The organism is Streptomyces ambofaciens ATCC 23877 (assembly GCF_001267885.1).
Classification (GTDB): domain Bacteria; phylum Actinomycetota; class Actinomycetes; order Streptomycetales; family Streptomycetaceae; genus Streptomyces; species Streptomyces ambofaciens.
In genome coordinates, this window is the sequence record NZ_CP012382.1 from 6,730,114 (window position 1) to 6,745,969 (window position 15,856).

The 15,856-nt window shown below is 71.4% G+C and carries 11 protein-coding genes and 2 pseudogenes; 11 read left to right on the plus strand and 2 right to left on the minus strand.

Annotation, left to right across the window (positions count from 1 at the left end; translation table 11 throughout):
- Positions 1-181: 181 nt before the first annotated feature.
- Both fdhD and SAM23877_RS38080 read right to left on the minus strand, forming a co-directional pair.
- On the minus strand, positions 182-1,030 hold the full coding sequence (gene fdhD, locus SAM23877_RS29685) for a formate dehydrogenase accessory sulfurtransferase FdhD (protein ID WP_053139699.1): 849 nt from the start codon (positions 1,028-1,030) through the stop codon (positions 182-184).
- Positions 1,000-1,266, minus strand: a pseudogene (locus tag SAM23877_RS38080) (hypothetical protein); the annotation flags it as partial. The pseudogene SAM23877_RS38080 and the gene fdhD, both read right to left, overlap by 31 nt.
- Positions 1,267-1,363: 97 nt before the next feature.
- On the opposite strand from SAM23877_RS38080, the gene SAM23877_RS29690 reads away from it, so the two are divergent.
- The 11 genes and pseudogenes from SAM23877_RS29690 (at position 1,364) to SAM23877_RS29735 (ending at position 15,794) form a co-directional block, all read left to right on the plus strand.
- Positions 1,364-2,704, plus strand: coding sequence for an OFA family MFS transporter (locus tag SAM23877_RS29690; protein WP_053139702.1), 1,341 nt, complete (start codon positions 1,364-1,366; stop codon positions 2,702-2,704).
- Positions 2,673-2,816: an MFS transporter small subunit gene (locus SAM23877_RS40365; RefSeq protein WP_167355245.1), complete on the plus strand. Its 144-nt coding sequence runs from the start codon at positions 2,673-2,675 to the stop codon at positions 2,814-2,816. The genes SAM23877_RS29690 and SAM23877_RS40365 overlap by 32 nt, the downstream gene beginning before the upstream one ends.
- A 138-nt stretch (positions 2,817-2,954) precedes the next feature.
- A complete protein-coding gene (locus SAM23877_RS29695; RefSeq protein WP_053139704.1) occupies positions 2,955-3,902 on the plus strand; it encodes a beta-ketoacyl-ACP synthase III in 948 nt (315 codons plus the stop codon).
- Between the two features lie 98 nt (positions 3,903-4,000).
- Positions 4,001-4,192: pseudogene (locus tag SAM23877_RS29700) on the plus strand (FCD domain-containing protein); the annotation flags it as partial.
- A gap of 251 nt (positions 4,193-4,443) precedes the next feature.
- The gene (locus tag SAM23877_RS29705; protein ID WP_053139709.1) at positions 4,444-5,625 is read left to right on the plus strand and encodes an ROK family transcriptional regulator; all 1,182 of its coding nucleotides are present in this window, start codon (positions 4,444-4,446) and stop codon (positions 5,623-5,625) included.
- 202 nt (positions 5,626-5,827) lie between these two features.
- On the plus strand, positions 5,828-7,345 hold the full coding sequence (locus SAM23877_RS29710; protein WP_053139711.1) for a sugar ABC transporter ATP-binding protein: 1,518 nt from the start codon (positions 5,828-5,830) through the stop codon (positions 7,343-7,345).
- The gene (locus SAM23877_RS29715; RefSeq protein WP_053139713.1) at positions 7,342-8,361 is read left to right on the plus strand and encodes an ABC transporter permease; all 1,020 of its coding nucleotides are present in this window, start codon (positions 7,342-7,344) and stop codon (positions 8,359-8,361) included. The genes SAM23877_RS29710 and SAM23877_RS29715 overlap by 4 nt, the downstream gene beginning before the upstream one ends.
- 17 nt (positions 8,362-8,378) lie before the next feature.
- Positions 8,379-9,422: a substrate-binding domain-containing protein gene (locus SAM23877_RS29720; protein ID WP_053139715.1), complete on the plus strand. Its 1,044-nt coding sequence runs from the start codon at positions 8,379-8,381 to the stop codon at positions 9,420-9,422.
- 98 nt (positions 9,423-9,520) lie between these two features.
- On the plus strand, positions 9,521-10,798 hold the full coding sequence (locus tag SAM23877_RS29725; protein ID WP_053139717.1) for a Gfo/Idh/MocA family protein: 1,278 nt from the start codon (positions 9,521-9,523) through the stop codon (positions 10,796-10,798).
- A 16-nt stretch (positions 10,799-10,814) separates the two neighbouring features.
- The gene (locus SAM23877_RS29730; RefSeq protein WP_053139719.1) at positions 10,815-11,813 is read left to right on the plus strand and encodes a sugar phosphate isomerase/epimerase family protein; all 999 of its coding nucleotides are present in this window, start codon (positions 10,815-10,817) and stop codon (positions 11,811-11,813) included.
- Between the two features lie 267 nt (positions 11,814-12,080).
- Positions 12,081-15,794 (plus strand): ThuA domain-containing protein, encoded by a 3,714-nt coding sequence (locus SAM23877_RS29735; protein WP_053139721.1) that lies wholly within the window; start codon positions 12,081-12,083, stop codon positions 15,792-15,794.
- Positions 15,795-15,856 lie beyond the last annotated feature (62 nt).

Sequence of the window (15,856 nt, forward strand, 5' to 3'; positions counted from 1 at the left end):
CCGGTCGTCAGGGCATCAGTACATCAGGACGTGCCAGGCCTTCTCCGCCCCGTGTGATCACGCGCGTGTCGTCCGACGGCACGTGGCCGGTCGCGCGGAAACGGGGTCGGGACGGGGCCCCGCGGCGCAGGGGGCGCTCCCCGCCGGCCGGGGCCCCGCCGCCGTGCCGCGGGGACCAGGGTCAGCCCTGGGCGGCCGCGGCCCGCAGGGCGACGCGGTCCTCACCCGCGTACACGTTCATGGAGGTGCCGCGCAGGAAGCCCACCAGCGTCAGCCCCGTCTCGGCGGCCAGGTCCACCGCGAGCGAGGACGGCGCCGACACCGCGGCCAGCACCGGGATGCCCGCCATCACGGCCTTCTGCGCCAGCTCGAAGGAGGCCCTGCCCGACACCAGCAGGACGGACCGGGACAGGGGCAGGTCGCCGTCGCGCAGGGCACGGCCGACCAGTTTGTCCACGGCGTTGTGCCGGCCCACGTCCTCCCGCACGTCCACCAGCTCGCCGCCCTCGGTGAACAGGGCCGCCGCGTGCAGTCCGCCGGTCCGGTCGAAGACCCGTTGGGCGCCGCGCAGCCGGTCGGGCAGGCCCGCCAGCAGTTCCGGCGTGACGCGGACCGGGGGAGTGTCGGCGATCGGCCAGCGGGCCGTCGTGCGCACCGCGTCCAGGCTCGCCTTGCCGCACAGTCCGCACGAGGAGGTCGTGTAGACGTTCCGCTCCAGGGTGATGTCGGGGATCCGCACTCCGGCGGCGGTCCGCACGTCGACCACGTTGTAGGTGTTCACCCCGTCGGCCGTGGCGCCCGCGCAGTAGACGATGTTCTGGAGGTCGTCCTGCTCGGCGAGCACGCCCTCGCTGACCAGGAACCCGGCGGCCAGCGCGAAGTCGTCGCCCGGGGTGCGCATGGTGATGGCGAGGGGCCTGCCGTTCAGCCGGATCTCCAGCGGTTCCTCGGCGACGAGCGTGTCCGGGCGGGCGGAGACCGCCCCGTCCCGGATCCGGATCACCTTGCGTCGTTCCGTGACTCGTCCCATGTCCGTGCCCCTTGCCGGTCGTCCCGGTTCCGTACGTGCTGGTGGCCGAAGCGGCCCTTGACGCACAGGTTGCCGTGGGTCACCGGATCGCCGTGCGGCGAGGTGACCTTCACGATCTCATTGTCCTGTACGTGGAGAGCGAGGTCGCAGCCCGCTCCGCAGTACGCACACACCGTCGTCGTCTCCGTCTGTCGTGTCCCGTACCAGGTGCCCGCCGCCCGCATGCCGCACTCCGACGCCGCGTGGACCACGCCCGAGGCTTTGTGCAAGGACAGTGGTTGTCTGCTCAACCGTCTTCTCAACCGCCACGTGTCTCCCTACGGTTGGGGACCCATGAGTCCCCCTGTCGCACCCCCGGGCTGGAGCCGCTGGCTCGTTCCCCCCGCCGCCCTCTCGGTCCACCTCTCCATCGGCCAGGCCTACGCCTGGTCCGTGTTCAAGCCGCCCCTGGAGTCCTCGCTCGGCCTCAGCGGCACGCAGAGCGCGCTCCCCTTCCAGCTCGGCATCGTCATGCTCGGCCTGTCGGCCGCGTTCGGCGGCACGCTCGTGGAACGGCACGGGCCGCGCTGGGCGATGACCGTCGCCCTGGTCTGCTTCTCCTCCGGCTTCCTGCTCTCCGCGCTCGGCGCGGCGGTGGAGCAGTACTGGCTGATCGTCCTCGGCTACGGCTTCGTCGGCGGGATCGGCCTCGGCATCGGCTACATCTCGCCCGTCTCCACGCTGATCAAGTGGTTCCCGGACCGGCCCGGCATGGCCACCGGCATCGCCATCATGGGGTTCGGCGGCGGCGCGCTCATCGCCTCGCCCTGGTCGGCGCAGATGCTGGAGTCCTTCGGCACCGACAGCTCCGGGATCGCCCTCGCCTTCCTCGTGCACGGGCTGACGTACGCCGTCTTCATGCTGCTGGGCGTGCTGCTCGTGCGGGTGCCGCGCCCGAAGAAGGGGGCGGACGGCTCGGCGGCGGCCCTCGGCGGCATCCAGGTCTCGGCGCGCGGTGCCCTGCGCACCCCGCAGTTCTGGCTGCTGTGGCTCGTGCTCTGCATGAACGTCACGGCCGGCATCGGCATCCTGGAGAAGGCCGCGCCGATGATCACCGACTTCTTCGCCGACACCTCCACCCCGGTGTCGGCGACCGCCGCCGCCGGGTTCGTGGCCCTGCTGTCGGCGGCCAACATGGCGGGCCGGATCGGCTGGTCCTCGACCTCCGACCTGATCGGCCGCAAGAACATCTACCGCGTCTACCTCGGTGTGGGCGCGGTGATGTACACCCTGATCGCCCTGTTCGGCGACGCCTCGAAACCCCTGTTCGTGCTGTGCGCGCTGGTCGTCCTGTCCTTCTACGGCGGCGGCTTCGCGACGATCCCCGCCTACCTCAAGGACCTCTTCGGCACCTACCAGGTCGGGGCGATCCACGGGCGGCTGCTCACCGCGTGGTCCACCGCCGGTGTCCTCGGACCGCTGATCGTGAACTGGATCGCCGACCGGCAGGAGGAGGCCGGGCGGCACGGCGCGTCCCTGTACGGGACGTCCTTCGTCATCATGATCGGGCTGCTGGCCGTCGGCTTCGTGGCCAACGAACTCGTCCGTCCCGTCCACCCCCGCCACCACGTCTCCGCCACCCCCGCACCGAAGGAGGCCGCCGATGTCCGACGACAGCAGCCAGAGTCCGCCTGACCTGCCCGACCGGCGGCCGCTGATCGCCTTCACCTGGCTCTGGGTGGGCGCGCCGCTCGCCTACGGGCTGTACGAACTCGTCCGGAAGGCGACCCAGCTGTTCACCGGGTGACGCCCCAGGGGCGCCCGGGGTGCTGACCGAAGCCGACAAGGCGGGCGCGGGTTTCCTGTCGTATCACCTGCCGTCGTACCCGTCGGTCACTGATCACACTGGTGGATCCCGTACCCGAGGCAGCGAGGACTCCACCACATGCACGGCTCCCGCATCACCGCCGTCGGCCATTACCAGCCCGCCGGGATCCTCACCAACGAGGACCTGGCGGGCATGGTCGACACCAGCGACGAGTGGATCAGGAGCCGGGTCGGTATTCACTCCCGCCGTATCGCCGGACCCGAGGAGCCGGTCGACGAACTGGCGGGCCACGCCGCGGCCAAGGCGCTGGCGGCGGCCGGGCTGACGCCCGCCGACGTGGACATGGTCGTGGTCGCCACCTCCACCGCGATCGACCGCTCCCCGAACACCGCCGCCCGTGTCGCCGCCCGCCTCGGCATCCCCGGCCCCGCCGCGCTCGACGTCAACGTCGTGTGCGCCGGTTTCACCCACGCCCTGGCCACCGCCGACCACGCCGTGCGGGCCGGCTCGTCGAGCCGGGCCCTGGTCATCGGCGCGGACAAGATGTCCGAGGTGGCCGACTGGAGCGACCGCACCACCTGCGTGCTCGTCGGCGACGGGGCGGGGGCCGCCGTCGTGGAGGCCTCGGCGCCCGGAGCGGAGCCGGGGATCGGCCCCGTGCTGTGGGGGTCCGTGCCCGAGATGGGCAACGCGGTCCGCATCGAGGGCACGCCCCCGAGGTTCGCGCAGGAGGGCCAGAGCGTCTACCGCTGGGCGACCACACGACTTCCCGGCTTCGCGCGCCAGGCCTGTGAGCGTTCCGGCCTGGAGCCGGCCGACCTCGCCGCGGTCGTCCTGCACCAGGCGAACCTGCGCATCATCGAACCCCTCGCCGCGAAGATCGGCGCCGTCAACGCCGTCGTCGCCCGCGACGTCGTCGAGTCCGGCAACACCTCGGCGGCGAGCATCCCCCTCGCGCTCTCCAAGCTGGTGGAGCGCGGCGAGATCACCACCGGCGACCCGGTGCTGCTCTTCGGCTTCGGCGGGAACCTCTCCTACGCCGGACAGGTCGTCCGCTGCCCGTGACAGGGCCCCGCCTCCCCCGGACGCGGTGTGACACGGGCTGCTCCGAGCCCTCTCGCCCCGGTGCGCCGTAGGCCGTGGACCGCAGACGAAAGACACGCGCCCTACCGGTCGACCGCCGGGTCCGCTGGTACCCCACGCCCCTCGCCCGCCGCCGAGGCCGGCGGTCCCGGATCGAGCACCGGCGGCTGATCGCCGCCATCGCCGGCCGGGACGAGCGGACCGCGACCCGGCTCATGCGCGAGCACACCGAACACACCCGGCGCTCGTGCCACGCGCGCGGAGAATCGTGAGGTCAGAGGCAGGGTCGGTGACGTGCCGAGGCCGCCCGGAGCGTGGACCGGGCGGCCTCCTCGTGCCCGGGGACGGCGAACGCCCCGCGCTTCTTTGTCCACTCAGTGGAGAAAGTTCGCAGCAATTCGTGCGTGACTTCTTCCCACACCCGGCGCCCACTGCTACGTTCCCTCCGAAAGCAAGCCAAGGACGTGGCCGGGAACCGGCACACTCGAAGGCCGATTGAGGCGGGGAGGGGCTCGTGAGACGCATGACGGCACGACCCGCTAACGCCCACCAGGCCCGACTGCTCCAGCTGCTGCGCGACGGAGGGCCCAACTCCCGCGCCCAGCTCGGCGACCAGGTGGACCTCTCCCGGTCCAAGCTGGCCGTCGAGGTGGACCGGCTGCTGGAGACGGGGCTGGTGGTGGCCGACGGACTCGCCGCCTCGCGCGGAGGGCGCCGCAGCCACAACATCCGTCTCCATCCCGCACTGCGCTTCCTCGGCGTCGACATCGGCGCGACCTCGGTCGACGTCGCGGTCACCAACGCCGAGCTGGAGATCCTCGGCCACATCAACCAGCCCATGGACGTACGCGAGGGACCGGTCGCGGTCTTCGAGCAAGTACTCGCCATGGCTGCCAAGTTGAGGGCCTCGGGACTCGCGGAGGGCTTCGACGGCGCCGGTATCGGCGTCCCGGGGCCGGTCCGCTTCCCCGAGGGGGTGCCGGTGGCTCCGCCGATCATGCCGGGCTGGGACGGCTTCCCGGTACGGGAGGCGCTCAGCCAGGAACTCGGCTGTCCGGTCATGGTCGACAACGACGTGAACCTGATGGCCCTGGGGGAGCAGCACGCGGGCGTCGCCCGCACCCAGCACGACTTCCTCGTCGTCAAGATCGGTACCGGCATCGGCTGCGGCATCGTCGTCGGCGGTGACGTCTACCGGGGGACGACGGGCAGCGCGGGGGACATCGGGCACATCCAGGCCGTGCCCGACGGACGCCCGTGCGCCTGCGGCAACCGGGGGTGTCTGGAGGCCCACTTCAGCGGCGCGGCACTGGCCCGCGACGCCACGGAGGCCGCCCAGCAGGGACTGTCGGCCGAACTCGCGAACCGGCTGGAGGCGAACGGGGGCCTGAGCGCCGCCGACGTCGCCGCCGCTGCCGCCGCGGGCGACGCCACCGCACTCGACCTGATCCGGGAGGGCGGCCGGAGCACCGGCCAGGTCATCGCCGGTCTGGTCAGCTTCTTCAACCCTGGTCTCGTGGTGATCGGCGGCGGGGTGACCGGCCTCGGCCACAACCTGCTCGCCGCGATCCGCACCCAGGTCTACCGCCAGTCGCTGCCCCTGGCGACCGGCAACCTGCCCATCGTCCTCGGTGAGTTGGGGCCCTCCGCCGGCGTCATCGGCGGGGCCCGGTTGATCAGCGACCACCTGTTCTCACCCGCGTAGGTCATCCGGTCCCGGGCCCCGTCGGCCCGGCCCGCGAGCTCCACCAGCACGCGCCCCACCGGCACAGCGTTCCACCCCGCTCTGCTCCACGCTGCCCGGCTCCACCCTGCCCGGCTCCACCCTGCTCCGATCCACCCGCCCCACCCCACCCAGCCCCGCTCTGCCCTGACACCGGCCCGCACGCCCGCCGAGGGGACCTCACATGGCACCAGAACCACCGCTGCTCAGCATGTCCGGCATCACCAAGTCCTTCCCCGGAGTCCGGGCCCTGGACGGCGTCGACCTCGACGTCCAGGCCGGCGAGGTGCACTGCCTGCTCGGCCAGAACGGCGCCGGCAAGTCCACCCTGATCAAGGTGCTGGCCGGTGCCCACCAGCCCGACACCGGCACCATCCGCTGGCGAGGCGAGGACGTCACCCTGCGCTCGCCCATCGCGGCCATGCGCCTCGGCATCGCCACCATCTACCAGGAACTCGACCTGGTGGAGCACCTGTCGGTGGCCGAGAACGTCCACCTCGGCCACGAGCCGACCGCCGCCGGATTCGTCGTCCGGGCACGGGCGGCCAAAGCGTCGACGGCGCGGCTCCTGAAGCGACTCGGGCATCCGGAGGTCGATCCCGGGCGGCTGGTCGGGGAACTCTCGGCGGCACAGCAGCAGATCGTGTCCATGGCACGCGCGCTCTCGCACGACGTACGGCTGATCGTGATGGACGAGCCGTCCGCCGCCCTCGACCCGGACGAGGTCGACAACCTCTTCCGCATCGTCACCGACCTCACCGCCGACGGTGTCGCCGTCGTCTACATCTCGCACCGCCTGGAGGAGATCCGCCGCATCGGCGACCGGGTCACCGTCCTCAAGGACGGCCGGGCCGTCGCCGGCGGACTGCCCGCCAAGGAGACGCCCACCCGCGAGGTGGTGGCGCTGATGACCGGACGCAACGTGGAGTACGTCTTCCCGGAGCGGCCCGCCGCCCCGGCGGCGGGAGAGCCCGTGCTCAGCGTGCGGGGACTGTCCAGGGAGGGCGAGTTCGCCCCCCTCGACCTGGAGGTCCGCCCCGGCGAGATCGTCGGCCTCGCCGGACTCGTCGGCTCGGGCCGCTCCGAGATCCTGGAGACGGTCTACGGAGCCCGCAAGGCGAGCACCGGACAGGTCCTCGTCGACGGTCGTCCGCTGCGGCCGGGCAGCGTGCGCGCCGCGGTGCGCGCCGGCCTCGGGCTCGCTCCCGAGGAACGCAAGGCGCAGGCGCTGCTGATGCTGGAGTCCGTCACCCGCAACGTGTCGGTCTCCGCCATGTCCCGCTTCTCGCGCGGCGGCTGGATCGACCAGGGGGCCGAACTCGGGGCGGCCCGCGCGGCCACCCGCGAGCTGTCCCTGCGGCCCGACAACCCCTCGGCGCCCGTGCGCACCCTCTCCGGCGGCAACCAGCAGAAGGCGGTCCTCGCCCGCTGGCTGCTGCGCGGCTGCCGGGTCCTGCTGCTCGACGAACCCACCCGCGGCGTCGACGTCGGCGCCCGCGCCGAGCTCTACGCGGTCGTCCGCCGCCTCGCCGACGAGGGCCTCGCCGTCCTGCTGGTCTCCAGCGAGGTGCCCGAGGTACTGGGCCTCGCCGACCGCGTGCTGGTGCTGCGCGAGGGCCGTGTCGTGCACGAGGCCCCCGCCCGCGAACTCGACGAACACCGCGTACTCGACCTCGTGATGGAAGGAAGCCCGGCGTCATGACGCAGCACGTGTCCCCGCCCCGGGACGGCACCGGCAAGGCGGCTCCGGTGGACGGCCCGCCCGCCTGGCGAGTCCAGTTGGGCCGCGCCGACGTCCGCACCCTCACCCTGCTCGGGGTGCTCGCCGCACTCGTCCTCATCGGCGGCATCACCCAGCCCGACTCGTTCCTGGACACCCGCAACCTCCAGCTGGTGCTCACCCAGGCGTCCGTGATCGGCGTCGTCACCGTCGGCATGACCTTCGTCATCGTCTCCGGCGGCATCGACCTCTCCGTCGGCGCCATCGTCGCCCTCGCCTCGGTGTGGGCGACCACGGTCGCCACCCAGGAGTACGGCTTCGTCGGCATCCTGTTCACGGCGGTCGTCGTCGGCGTGGGCTGCGGGCTGGTCAACGGGGTGCTCATCGCGTTCGGGCAGATGGTGCCGTTCATCGCCACCCTCGCCATGCTGGCCTCGGCGCGCGGCCTCGCGCTCCAGATCACCGACGGACGCACCCAGGTCGTCACCGTCCCGAGCGTCCTGGACCTCGGCGAACGCGACTCCTACGTGCTCGGCATCCCGCCCCTGGTCCTGGTGTTCGCCGCCGTCACGGTCATCGGCTGGCTGGTGCTCAACCGCACCACCTTCGGCCGCCGCACCGTGGCCGTCGGCGGCAACGCCGAGGCCGCCCGGCTCGCCGGCATCGACGTCCGCCGCCAGCGCCTCTACCTCTACCTGCTGTCCGGGCTGTGCTGCGGCATCGCCGCCTTCCTGCTGATCGTCCTGGCCGGCTCCGGCCAGAACACCAACGGCAACCTCTACGAACTCGACGCCATCGCCGCCGCGATCATCGGCGGGACGCTGCTGACCGGCGGGCGGGGCCACATCCTCGGCTCCGTGCTCGGCGTCCTGATCTTCACCACCATCACCAACATCTTCGCCCTGAACAACCTGCAGACCGACGTGCAGCAGATCGCCAAGGGCGCGATCATCGTCGCCGCCGTGCTGGTCCAGCGCCGTACCGCAAGCACGCACTGAGGAAAGGGTCCACCGTCATGACGAACCTCCCGAGCCGCAGAGGACTGCTCTTCGGAGCGGCCGCCGTGTCCGCCGGCGTGGTCCTCACCGGCTGCACGAGCAACGACCCCGACGACGGCGACGACAAGGCAGCGGACACGCAGCCGGCCGCCGACGACCAGCCCGGCAAGCAGGTCACCATCGGCTACGCCGGCCCGCAGGCCGACCACGGCTGGCTCAACGCCGTCAACGACCAGGCGCAGAAGCGCGCCGAGAAGTACTCGGACGTCACGCTCGAGGTCACCGAGGGCTCCAACGACACCGCCCAGCAGATCGGTCAGATCGAGACCCTGATCAACAAGAAGGTCGACGTCCTGGTCGTCCTGCCCGCCGACGGCAAGGCCCTCACCCAGGTCGGGCTCAAGGCGATGCGCGCCGGCATCCCGGTCGTCAACCTCGACCGCATCTTCAACAGCCCGCAGGCCTACCGCTGCTGGGTCGGCGGCGACAACTACGGCATGGGCCTCAACGCCGCCCACTACATAGGCGAGAAGCTCAAGGGCAAGTCCGGCGCCAAGGTCATCGAGCTGGCCGGCCTGGACAACCTGGAGCTGACCCAGCAGCGCACCAAGGGCTTCGACGACGGTCTGAAGAACTACCCCAACATCCAGAAGGTGGCCCGCCAGGCCGCCGAGTTCACGGTCGAGTCGGGCCAGGCCAAGATGGCCCAGCTGCTCCAGGCCCAGTCCCAGTTCGACGCCCTGTGGAACCACGACGACGACCAGGGCGTGGGCGCGCTGCGCGCCATCGAGCAGGCGGGCCGCGACGACTTCCTGATGGTCGGCGGCGCGGGAGCGCTCTCCGCCTTCCAGGCCATCAAGGCGGACAGCGGCGTGCTGAAGGCCACCGTGCTCTACCCGCCCACCATGGCCGCCTCCGCGATCGACCTCGCCCGCGCCCTCGGTCAGGGCAAGGGCGTCAGCGGGCTCGCCGAGTTCGAGATCCCCTCGACCGTCACCTGCTACTCGGCCGTCGTCGACAAGGAGAACGTGGACCAGTACATGTCCACGGGCTTCAAGTGACGGGCACCAAGTGACGGCTGCCGCCCCGGCAGCGGCCTGACCAGCCGGCCGGGGCGGGGCCCACCCCCACCGCGCCACGACGACGAGGAGGACATCCGATGGGACAGCCGCAGCAGCCCGAGGGGGCCGGAGCGGGGGCAGCAGCCACCGGCACCGGGACCGACAGCGGGACCGGGACCAGGGCGACGGGGGCATCCGCGACCAGACCGCCGCTGCGCGTCGGCATGGTCGGCTACGCCTTCATGGGTGCCGCACACTCCCAGGGCTGGCGCACCGCCGGCCGGGTCTTCGACCTGCCGCTGAACCCGGTCCTGGCCGCGATCTGCGGACGGGACGCCGACGCCGTGCGCACCGCGGCCGACCGGCACGGCTGGGCGAGCACCGAGACCGACTGGCGGGCCCTGGTCGAACGGGACGACATCGACCTCGTCGACATCTGCACCCCCGGCGACAGCCACGCGGAGATCGCGCTCGCCGCGCTCGCCGCCGGCAAGCACGTCCTGTGCGAGAAGCCCCTCGCCAACACCGTGGGCGAGGCGGAGGCGATGACCAGGGCCGCCGACGAGGCCGCCGCACGCGGCCAGTTGGCCATGGTCGGCTTCAACTACCGCCGCGTGCCGGCCACCGCGCTGGCACGGCGGATGGTGGCGGCGGGCCGCGTCGGACGCCTCAGGCACGTGCGGGTGACGTACCTCCAGGACTGGCTGGTGGACCCGAACTCGCCGCTGACCTGGCGGCTGCGCAAGGAACTGGCCGGCTCGGGCGCCCTGGGCGACCTCGGCGCGCACATCGTCGACCTCGCGCAGTACCTGACGGGGGAGCGGATCGCGGGCGTCTCCGCCCTCACCGAGACCTTCGTCCGGGAACGCCCGCTTCCGGCCGGTGCCGCCCGGGGGCTCTCGGCCGGCTCGGCGGACGGCACCATGGGCCAGGTCACCGTGGACGACGCCGCCGTGTTCACCGGCCGCCTCACCTCGGGCGCCCTGGTCTCCTTCGAGGCCACCCGCTACGCCACCGGCCGCAAGAACGCCCTCCGGATCGAGCTCAACGGCGAACGCGGCTCGCTCGCCTTCGACCTGGAGCGGCTCAACGAGCTGTCGTACCACGACGGTACGGAGCAGGGGGAGCACGCCGGCTTCCGCCGCATCCTGGTCACCGAACCCGAGCACCCCTACCTGGACGCCTGGTGGCCGCCCGGCCACGGGCTCGGCTACGAGCACTCCTTCGTCCACCAGGCGCGCGACCTCGTGCACGCCGTCGCCGAGGGGCGCCGGCCGGAACCCTCCTTCGCCGACGGGCTCCAGGTGCAGCGCGTCCTCGCGGCGGTCGAGGAGAGCGCCGAGAAGAACTCCGTCTACACCCCGATCGCCCCCTGAGGAGGCTGGCAGCGACATGCCGCGCAACTTCACTCTCTTCACCGGCCAGTGGGCGGACCTGCCCCTGGAGGAGGTCTGCCGCCTCGCCCGCGACTTCGGCTACGATGGCCTGGAGCTCGCCTGCTGGGGCGACCACTTCGAGGTCGACAAGGCCCTCGCCGACCCCTCCTACGTCGACTCCCGCCACCAGCTGCTCGACAAGTACGGCCTCAAGTGCTGGGCGATCTCCAACCACCTGGTCGGCCAGGCGGTCTGCGACGCCATCATCGACGAGCGCCACGAGGCGATCCTCCCCGCCCGCATCTGGGGCGACGGTGACGCGGAGGGCGTGCGGCAGCGCGCCGCGGCCGAGCTCAAGGACACCGCCCGGGCCGCCGCACGCCTCGGCGTGGACACCGTCATCGGCTTCACCGGCTCGGCCATCTGGCACCTGGTCGCCATGTTCCCGCCCGCCCCGGAGTCGATGATCGAGCGGGGGTACCAGGACTTCGCGGACCGCTGGAACCCCATCCTCGACGTCTTCGACGCCGAGGGCGTGAGGTTCGCCCACGAGGTCCACCCCAGCGAGATCGCCTACGACTACTGGACGACCCAGCGCGCCCTGGAGGCCGTGGACCACCGGCCCGCCTTCGGCCTCAACTTCGACCCCTCCCACTTCGTGTGGCAGGACCTCGACCCGGTCGGCTTCCTGTGGGACTTCCGCGACCGGATCTACCACGTCGACTGCAAGGAGGCCCGCAAGCGCCTCGACGGCCGTAACGGGCGCCTCGGCTCCCACCTGCCGTGGGGGGACCCGCGCCGCGGCTGGGACTTCGTGTCGGCCGGGCACGGCGACGTCCCCTGGGAGGACGTCTTCCGCATGCTGCGCTCCATCGACTACCAGGGCCCGGTCTCCGTCGAGTGGGAGGACGCCGGCATGGACCGGTTGCAGGGCGCCCCCGAGGCCCTCACCCGTCTCAAGGCCTTCGACTTCGACCCGCCCAGCGCGTCCTTCGACGCCGCCTTCAACAGCTGATCAGACCGCCCGACGGCAGGTCGGGGACGGGGGCCGGCAGGTTCGCCGGTCCCCGGTCCGGCCTGCCCGCATCCCGCTTTGTCCTGGATTGGGAAAAAGTTGAACCAGTCCGGGTCCAAGGGGTGTTGGGCCCGGAAGAACGCGGTTACCGTCCCTGATGTGTTCAGGACACCCACGTCCCCGGGGTGACGGCGCACCCCGGAGCCCGCCGCACCGCACGTCTTCGCACCCGTTCCGTACGGCCCATCCCGTTCCCGGAGGGACTTCGTGCACAGAACCAGACTCAAGAGCACCAGGACCACGAGGCGCCCCAGGCTCCGCACCACCCTCGCCCTGTTCACCGGCCTGCTGCTGGCGGTGGGGACCCCGGCGACCGTCGCCGGCGCCCACCCCGGACATCCGGAACACGACGAACCGGCGGCCGCCGAGGGGCAGTTCCAGCAGGTTCCGCTCGCCAAGGGCGAGCCCGAGATGGGTGAGCCGATGTCGCTCGCCGTGCTCCCGGACCGCAGCGTCCTGCACACCGCCCGCGACGGCACACTGCGCCTCACCGACCAGGGCGGCGTCACCAAGGTCGCCGGCAAGCTCGACGTCTACAGCCACGACGAGGAGGGCCTGCAGGGCGTAGGCATCGACCCGGACTTCGAGAAGAACCGGGCGATCTACCTCTACTACGCCCCGCCGCTCGACACCCCCGCGGGCGACGCCCCGGAGACCGGCACCGCCGAGGACTTCAAGAAGTTCGACGGCGTCAACCGGCTCTCCCGCTTCGTGCTCAACGCCAACGGCACCCTGGACCTGGCCAGCGAGAAGAAGGTCCTGGACGTCGCGGCCTCCCGCGGCACCTGCTGCCACGTCGGCGGTGACATCGACTTCGACGCCGAGGGCAACCTGTACCTGTCCACCGGCGACGACTCCAACCCGTTCGCCTCCGACGGCTTCACGCCGATCGACGAGCGCCCGGACCGCAACCCGGCCTTCGACGCCCGCCGCAGCTCCGGCAACACCAACGACCTGCGCGGCAAGATCCTGCGCATCAAGGTCGCCGAGGACGGCTCGTACACCGTGCCGGACGGCAACCTCTTCGCCCCGGGCACCGAGAAGACCCGCCCCGAGATCTACGCCATGGGCTTCCGCAACCCGTTCCGGATGAGCGTCGACGACAAGACCGGCACCGTCTACGTCGGCGACTACGGACCCGACGCGGGCGCCGCCGACCCGAACCGCGGCCCGGCCGGACAGGTCGAGTTCGCCAAGGTCACCAAGGCCGCCAACTTCGGCTGGCCGTTCTGCACGGGCAACAACGACCCCTACGTCGACTACGACTTCGCCACCAAGACCTCCGGTGAGAAGTTCGACTGCGCCGCCCCCAAGAACACCTCGCGGCACAACACCGGCCTGGTCGACCTGCCGCCCGCGCAGGCCGCCTGGATCCCGTACGACGGCGGCTCCGTGCCCGAGCTCGGCACCGGCTCCGAGTCCCCGATGGCCGGCCCGGTCTACCGCTACGACCCCGAGCTCGACTCCAGCGTGAAGTTCCCCGAGGAGTTCGACGGCGACTTCTTCGCCGGCGAGTTCGGCCGCCGCTGGATCAAGCGGATCGAGCAGAACGCCGACGGCACCGTCGCGAAGATCAACGACTTCCCGTGGACCGGCACCCAGATCATGGACATGGAGTTCGGCCCCGACGGCGCGCTCTACGTGCTGGACTACGGCGTCTCCTGGTTCCAGGGCGACGAGAACTCCGCGCTGTACCGCATCGAGAACGCCGAGGACGGCTTCTCCCCGATCGCCGAGGTGAGCGCCGACAAGACGTCCGGAGCGGCCGGCCTCAAGGTGAAGTTCACCGCCTCCGTCAAGGACGCCGACTCCCCGGACCTCACCTACAGCTGGGACTTCGGCGACGGCACCAAGGGCGAGGGCCTCACCCCCACCCACAAGTACAAGAAGGTCGGCACCTACACCGCGACCTTCACCGCGAAGGACCCCGAGGGCAACACCGGCAACGCCAGCGTCCGGATCGTGGTCGGCAACACCGCGCCCAAGCTGAGGATCGACGTCCCGGGCAACGGCGCCCTCGCCGCCTTCGGCGAGCCCGTCCCCTTCAAGGTGACCGTCACCGACCCCGAGGAGACCGTCGACTGCTCCAGGGTCAAGGTCGCCTACAGCCTCGGCCACGACTCCCACGCCCACGAGCTGACCAGCGAGATGGGCTGTGAGGGCACCCTGAACCCGCCGCCCGGCGACGGCGGCCACGACCCCAACGCCAACATCTACGGTGTCGTCGGCGCCAGCTACACCGACGGCGGGGCGAACGGCCAGGAGGCCCTGACCGGCACCGCCCGCACCGTGCTCCAGCCGCTGCACCGCCAGGCCGAGCACTTCGCCGCCCAGCAGGGCGTCACGGTCGTCGACAAGACCGGCGCCAACGGCGGCAAGACCGTCGGCAACATCGACGACGGCGACTGGATCTCCTTCAGCCCCTACAAGTTCGACGGGCAGAAGAAGCTCACCGTACGGGCCTCCTCCGGCGGCGCCGGCGGCTTCGTCGAACTGCGCACCGGCTCGCCCGACGGCCCGCTGCACGGCTCGGCGTACATCCCGCCGACCGGCAGCTGGGAGACGTTCCAGGACGTCGACGTGCCGCTGCGGGCCCTGCCCAAGAAGACCACCGACATCTACCTGGTCTTCAGGGGCGGCGAGGGCGCGCTGTACGACGTGGACGACTTCGAGTTCTCCAAGGAGCCGTTCAAGGGCGGCAAGAAGGTCCTGGTCTTCTCCAAGACGGCCGGCTTCCGCCACGACTCCATCCCCGAGGGCGTCGCCGCGCTGAAGGAGCTCGGCGCCCCGGCCGGCATCTCGGTCACCGCGACCGAGGAGGCCAAGCAGTTCACCACGGCCAACCTCGCCAAGTACGACGCGGTCGCCTTCCTGTCCACCACAGGTGACGTGCTCAATGCCGACCAGCAGAAGGCGTTCGAGGACTACGTCAAGAACGGCGGCGGCTACCTGGGCATCCACGCCGCCGCCGACACCGAGTACGACTGGGAGTTCTACGGCGGCCTCGTCGGCGCCCACTTCGACTCGCACCCGGCCATCCAGAAGGCCACCGTACGCGTCGAGGAGCACGACCACCCGTCCACCGCGCACCTCGGCGACACCTGGGAGCGCACCGACGAGTGGTACAACTACCGCACCAACCCGCGTGAGCAGGCCAAGGTCCTCGCCACCCTGGACGAGACCACCTACGACGGCGGCACCATGAAGGGCGACCACCCGATCGCCTGGTGCCAGAACTACGGCGGCGGCCGCTCCTTCTACACCGGCGGCGGCCACACCAAGGAGTCCTACGCCGACGAGGCGTTCCGTGCCCACCTGCTCGGCGGCATGCAGTACGCCACCGGACAGGTCAAGGCCGACTGCAAGCCCAGCACCGGCTACCGGGACATCTTCAACGGTGAGACCAGGGACGGCTGGAAGCAGGCCGGCCCCGGCACCTTCGACGTGAAGGACGGCACGCTGGAGTCCAACGGCGGCATGGGCCTGCTCTGGTACCAGGCCAAGGAGCTGAAGTCGTACTCCCTCAAGCTCGACTGGAAGATGCGGGGCGACGACAACTCCGGGATCTTCGTGGGCTTCCCCGCCTCCGACGACCCCTGGTCCGCGGTGAACAAGGGCTACGAGATCCAGATCGACGCCACCGACGCGGCGGACCGCACCACGGGCTCCGTCTACTCCTTCAAGTCGGCGAACATCAAGGCCCGTGACCAGGTCCTGCGGCCGCCCGGCCAGTGGAACTCCTACGAGATCAAGGTCCAGGGCGAACGCCTCCAGGTGTTCCTCAACGGAGTCAAGATCAACGACTTCACCAACAAGGACCCCGAGCGGAGCCTGACCGACGGTTACATCGGCCTCCAGAACCACGGCGCCGACGACCAGGTCTCCTTCCGCAACATCCAGCTCAAGGAGCTCTCCTCCTAGGGCTACCGGAACGGCGGCGGGCGGAGGACGCCGGACCTCCGCCCGCCGTCCCGCCGGGCCCG

Coding starts and splice junctions, on each gene's coding strand:
- fdhD (WP_053139699.1), bottom strand. CDS start 1,030: ATGGGACGAGTCACGGAACGACGCAAGGTGATCCGGATCCGGGACGGG.
- SAM23877_RS29690 (WP_053139702.1), top strand. CDS start 1,364: ATGAGTCCCCCTGTCGCACCCCCGGGCTGGAGCCGCTGGCTCGTTCCC.
- SAM23877_RS40365 (WP_167355245.1), top strand. CDS start 2,673: ATGTCCGACGACAGCAGCCAGAGTCCGCCTGACCTGCCCGACCGGCGG.
- SAM23877_RS29695 (WP_053139704.1), top strand. CDS start 2,955: ATGCACGGCTCCCGCATCACCGCCGTCGGCCATTACCAGCCCGCCGGG.
- SAM23877_RS29705 (WP_053139709.1), top strand. CDS start 4,444: ATGACGGCACGACCCGCTAACGCCCACCAGGCCCGACTGCTCCAGCTG.
- SAM23877_RS29710 (WP_053139711.1), top strand. CDS start 5,828: ATGGCACCAGAACCACCGCTGCTCAGCATGTCCGGCATCACCAAGTCC.
- SAM23877_RS29715 (WP_053139713.1), top strand. CDS start 7,342: ATGACGCAGCACGTGTCCCCGCCCCGGGACGGCACCGGCAAGGCGGCT.
- SAM23877_RS29720 (WP_053139715.1), top strand. CDS start 8,379: ATGACGAACCTCCCGAGCCGCAGAGGACTGCTCTTCGGAGCGGCCGCC.
- SAM23877_RS29725 (WP_053139717.1), top strand. CDS start 9,521: ATGGGACAGCCGCAGCAGCCCGAGGGGGCCGGAGCGGGGGCAGCAGCC.
- SAM23877_RS29730 (WP_053139719.1), top strand. CDS start 10,815: ATGCCGCGCAACTTCACTCTCTTCACCGGCCAGTGGGCGGACCTGCCC.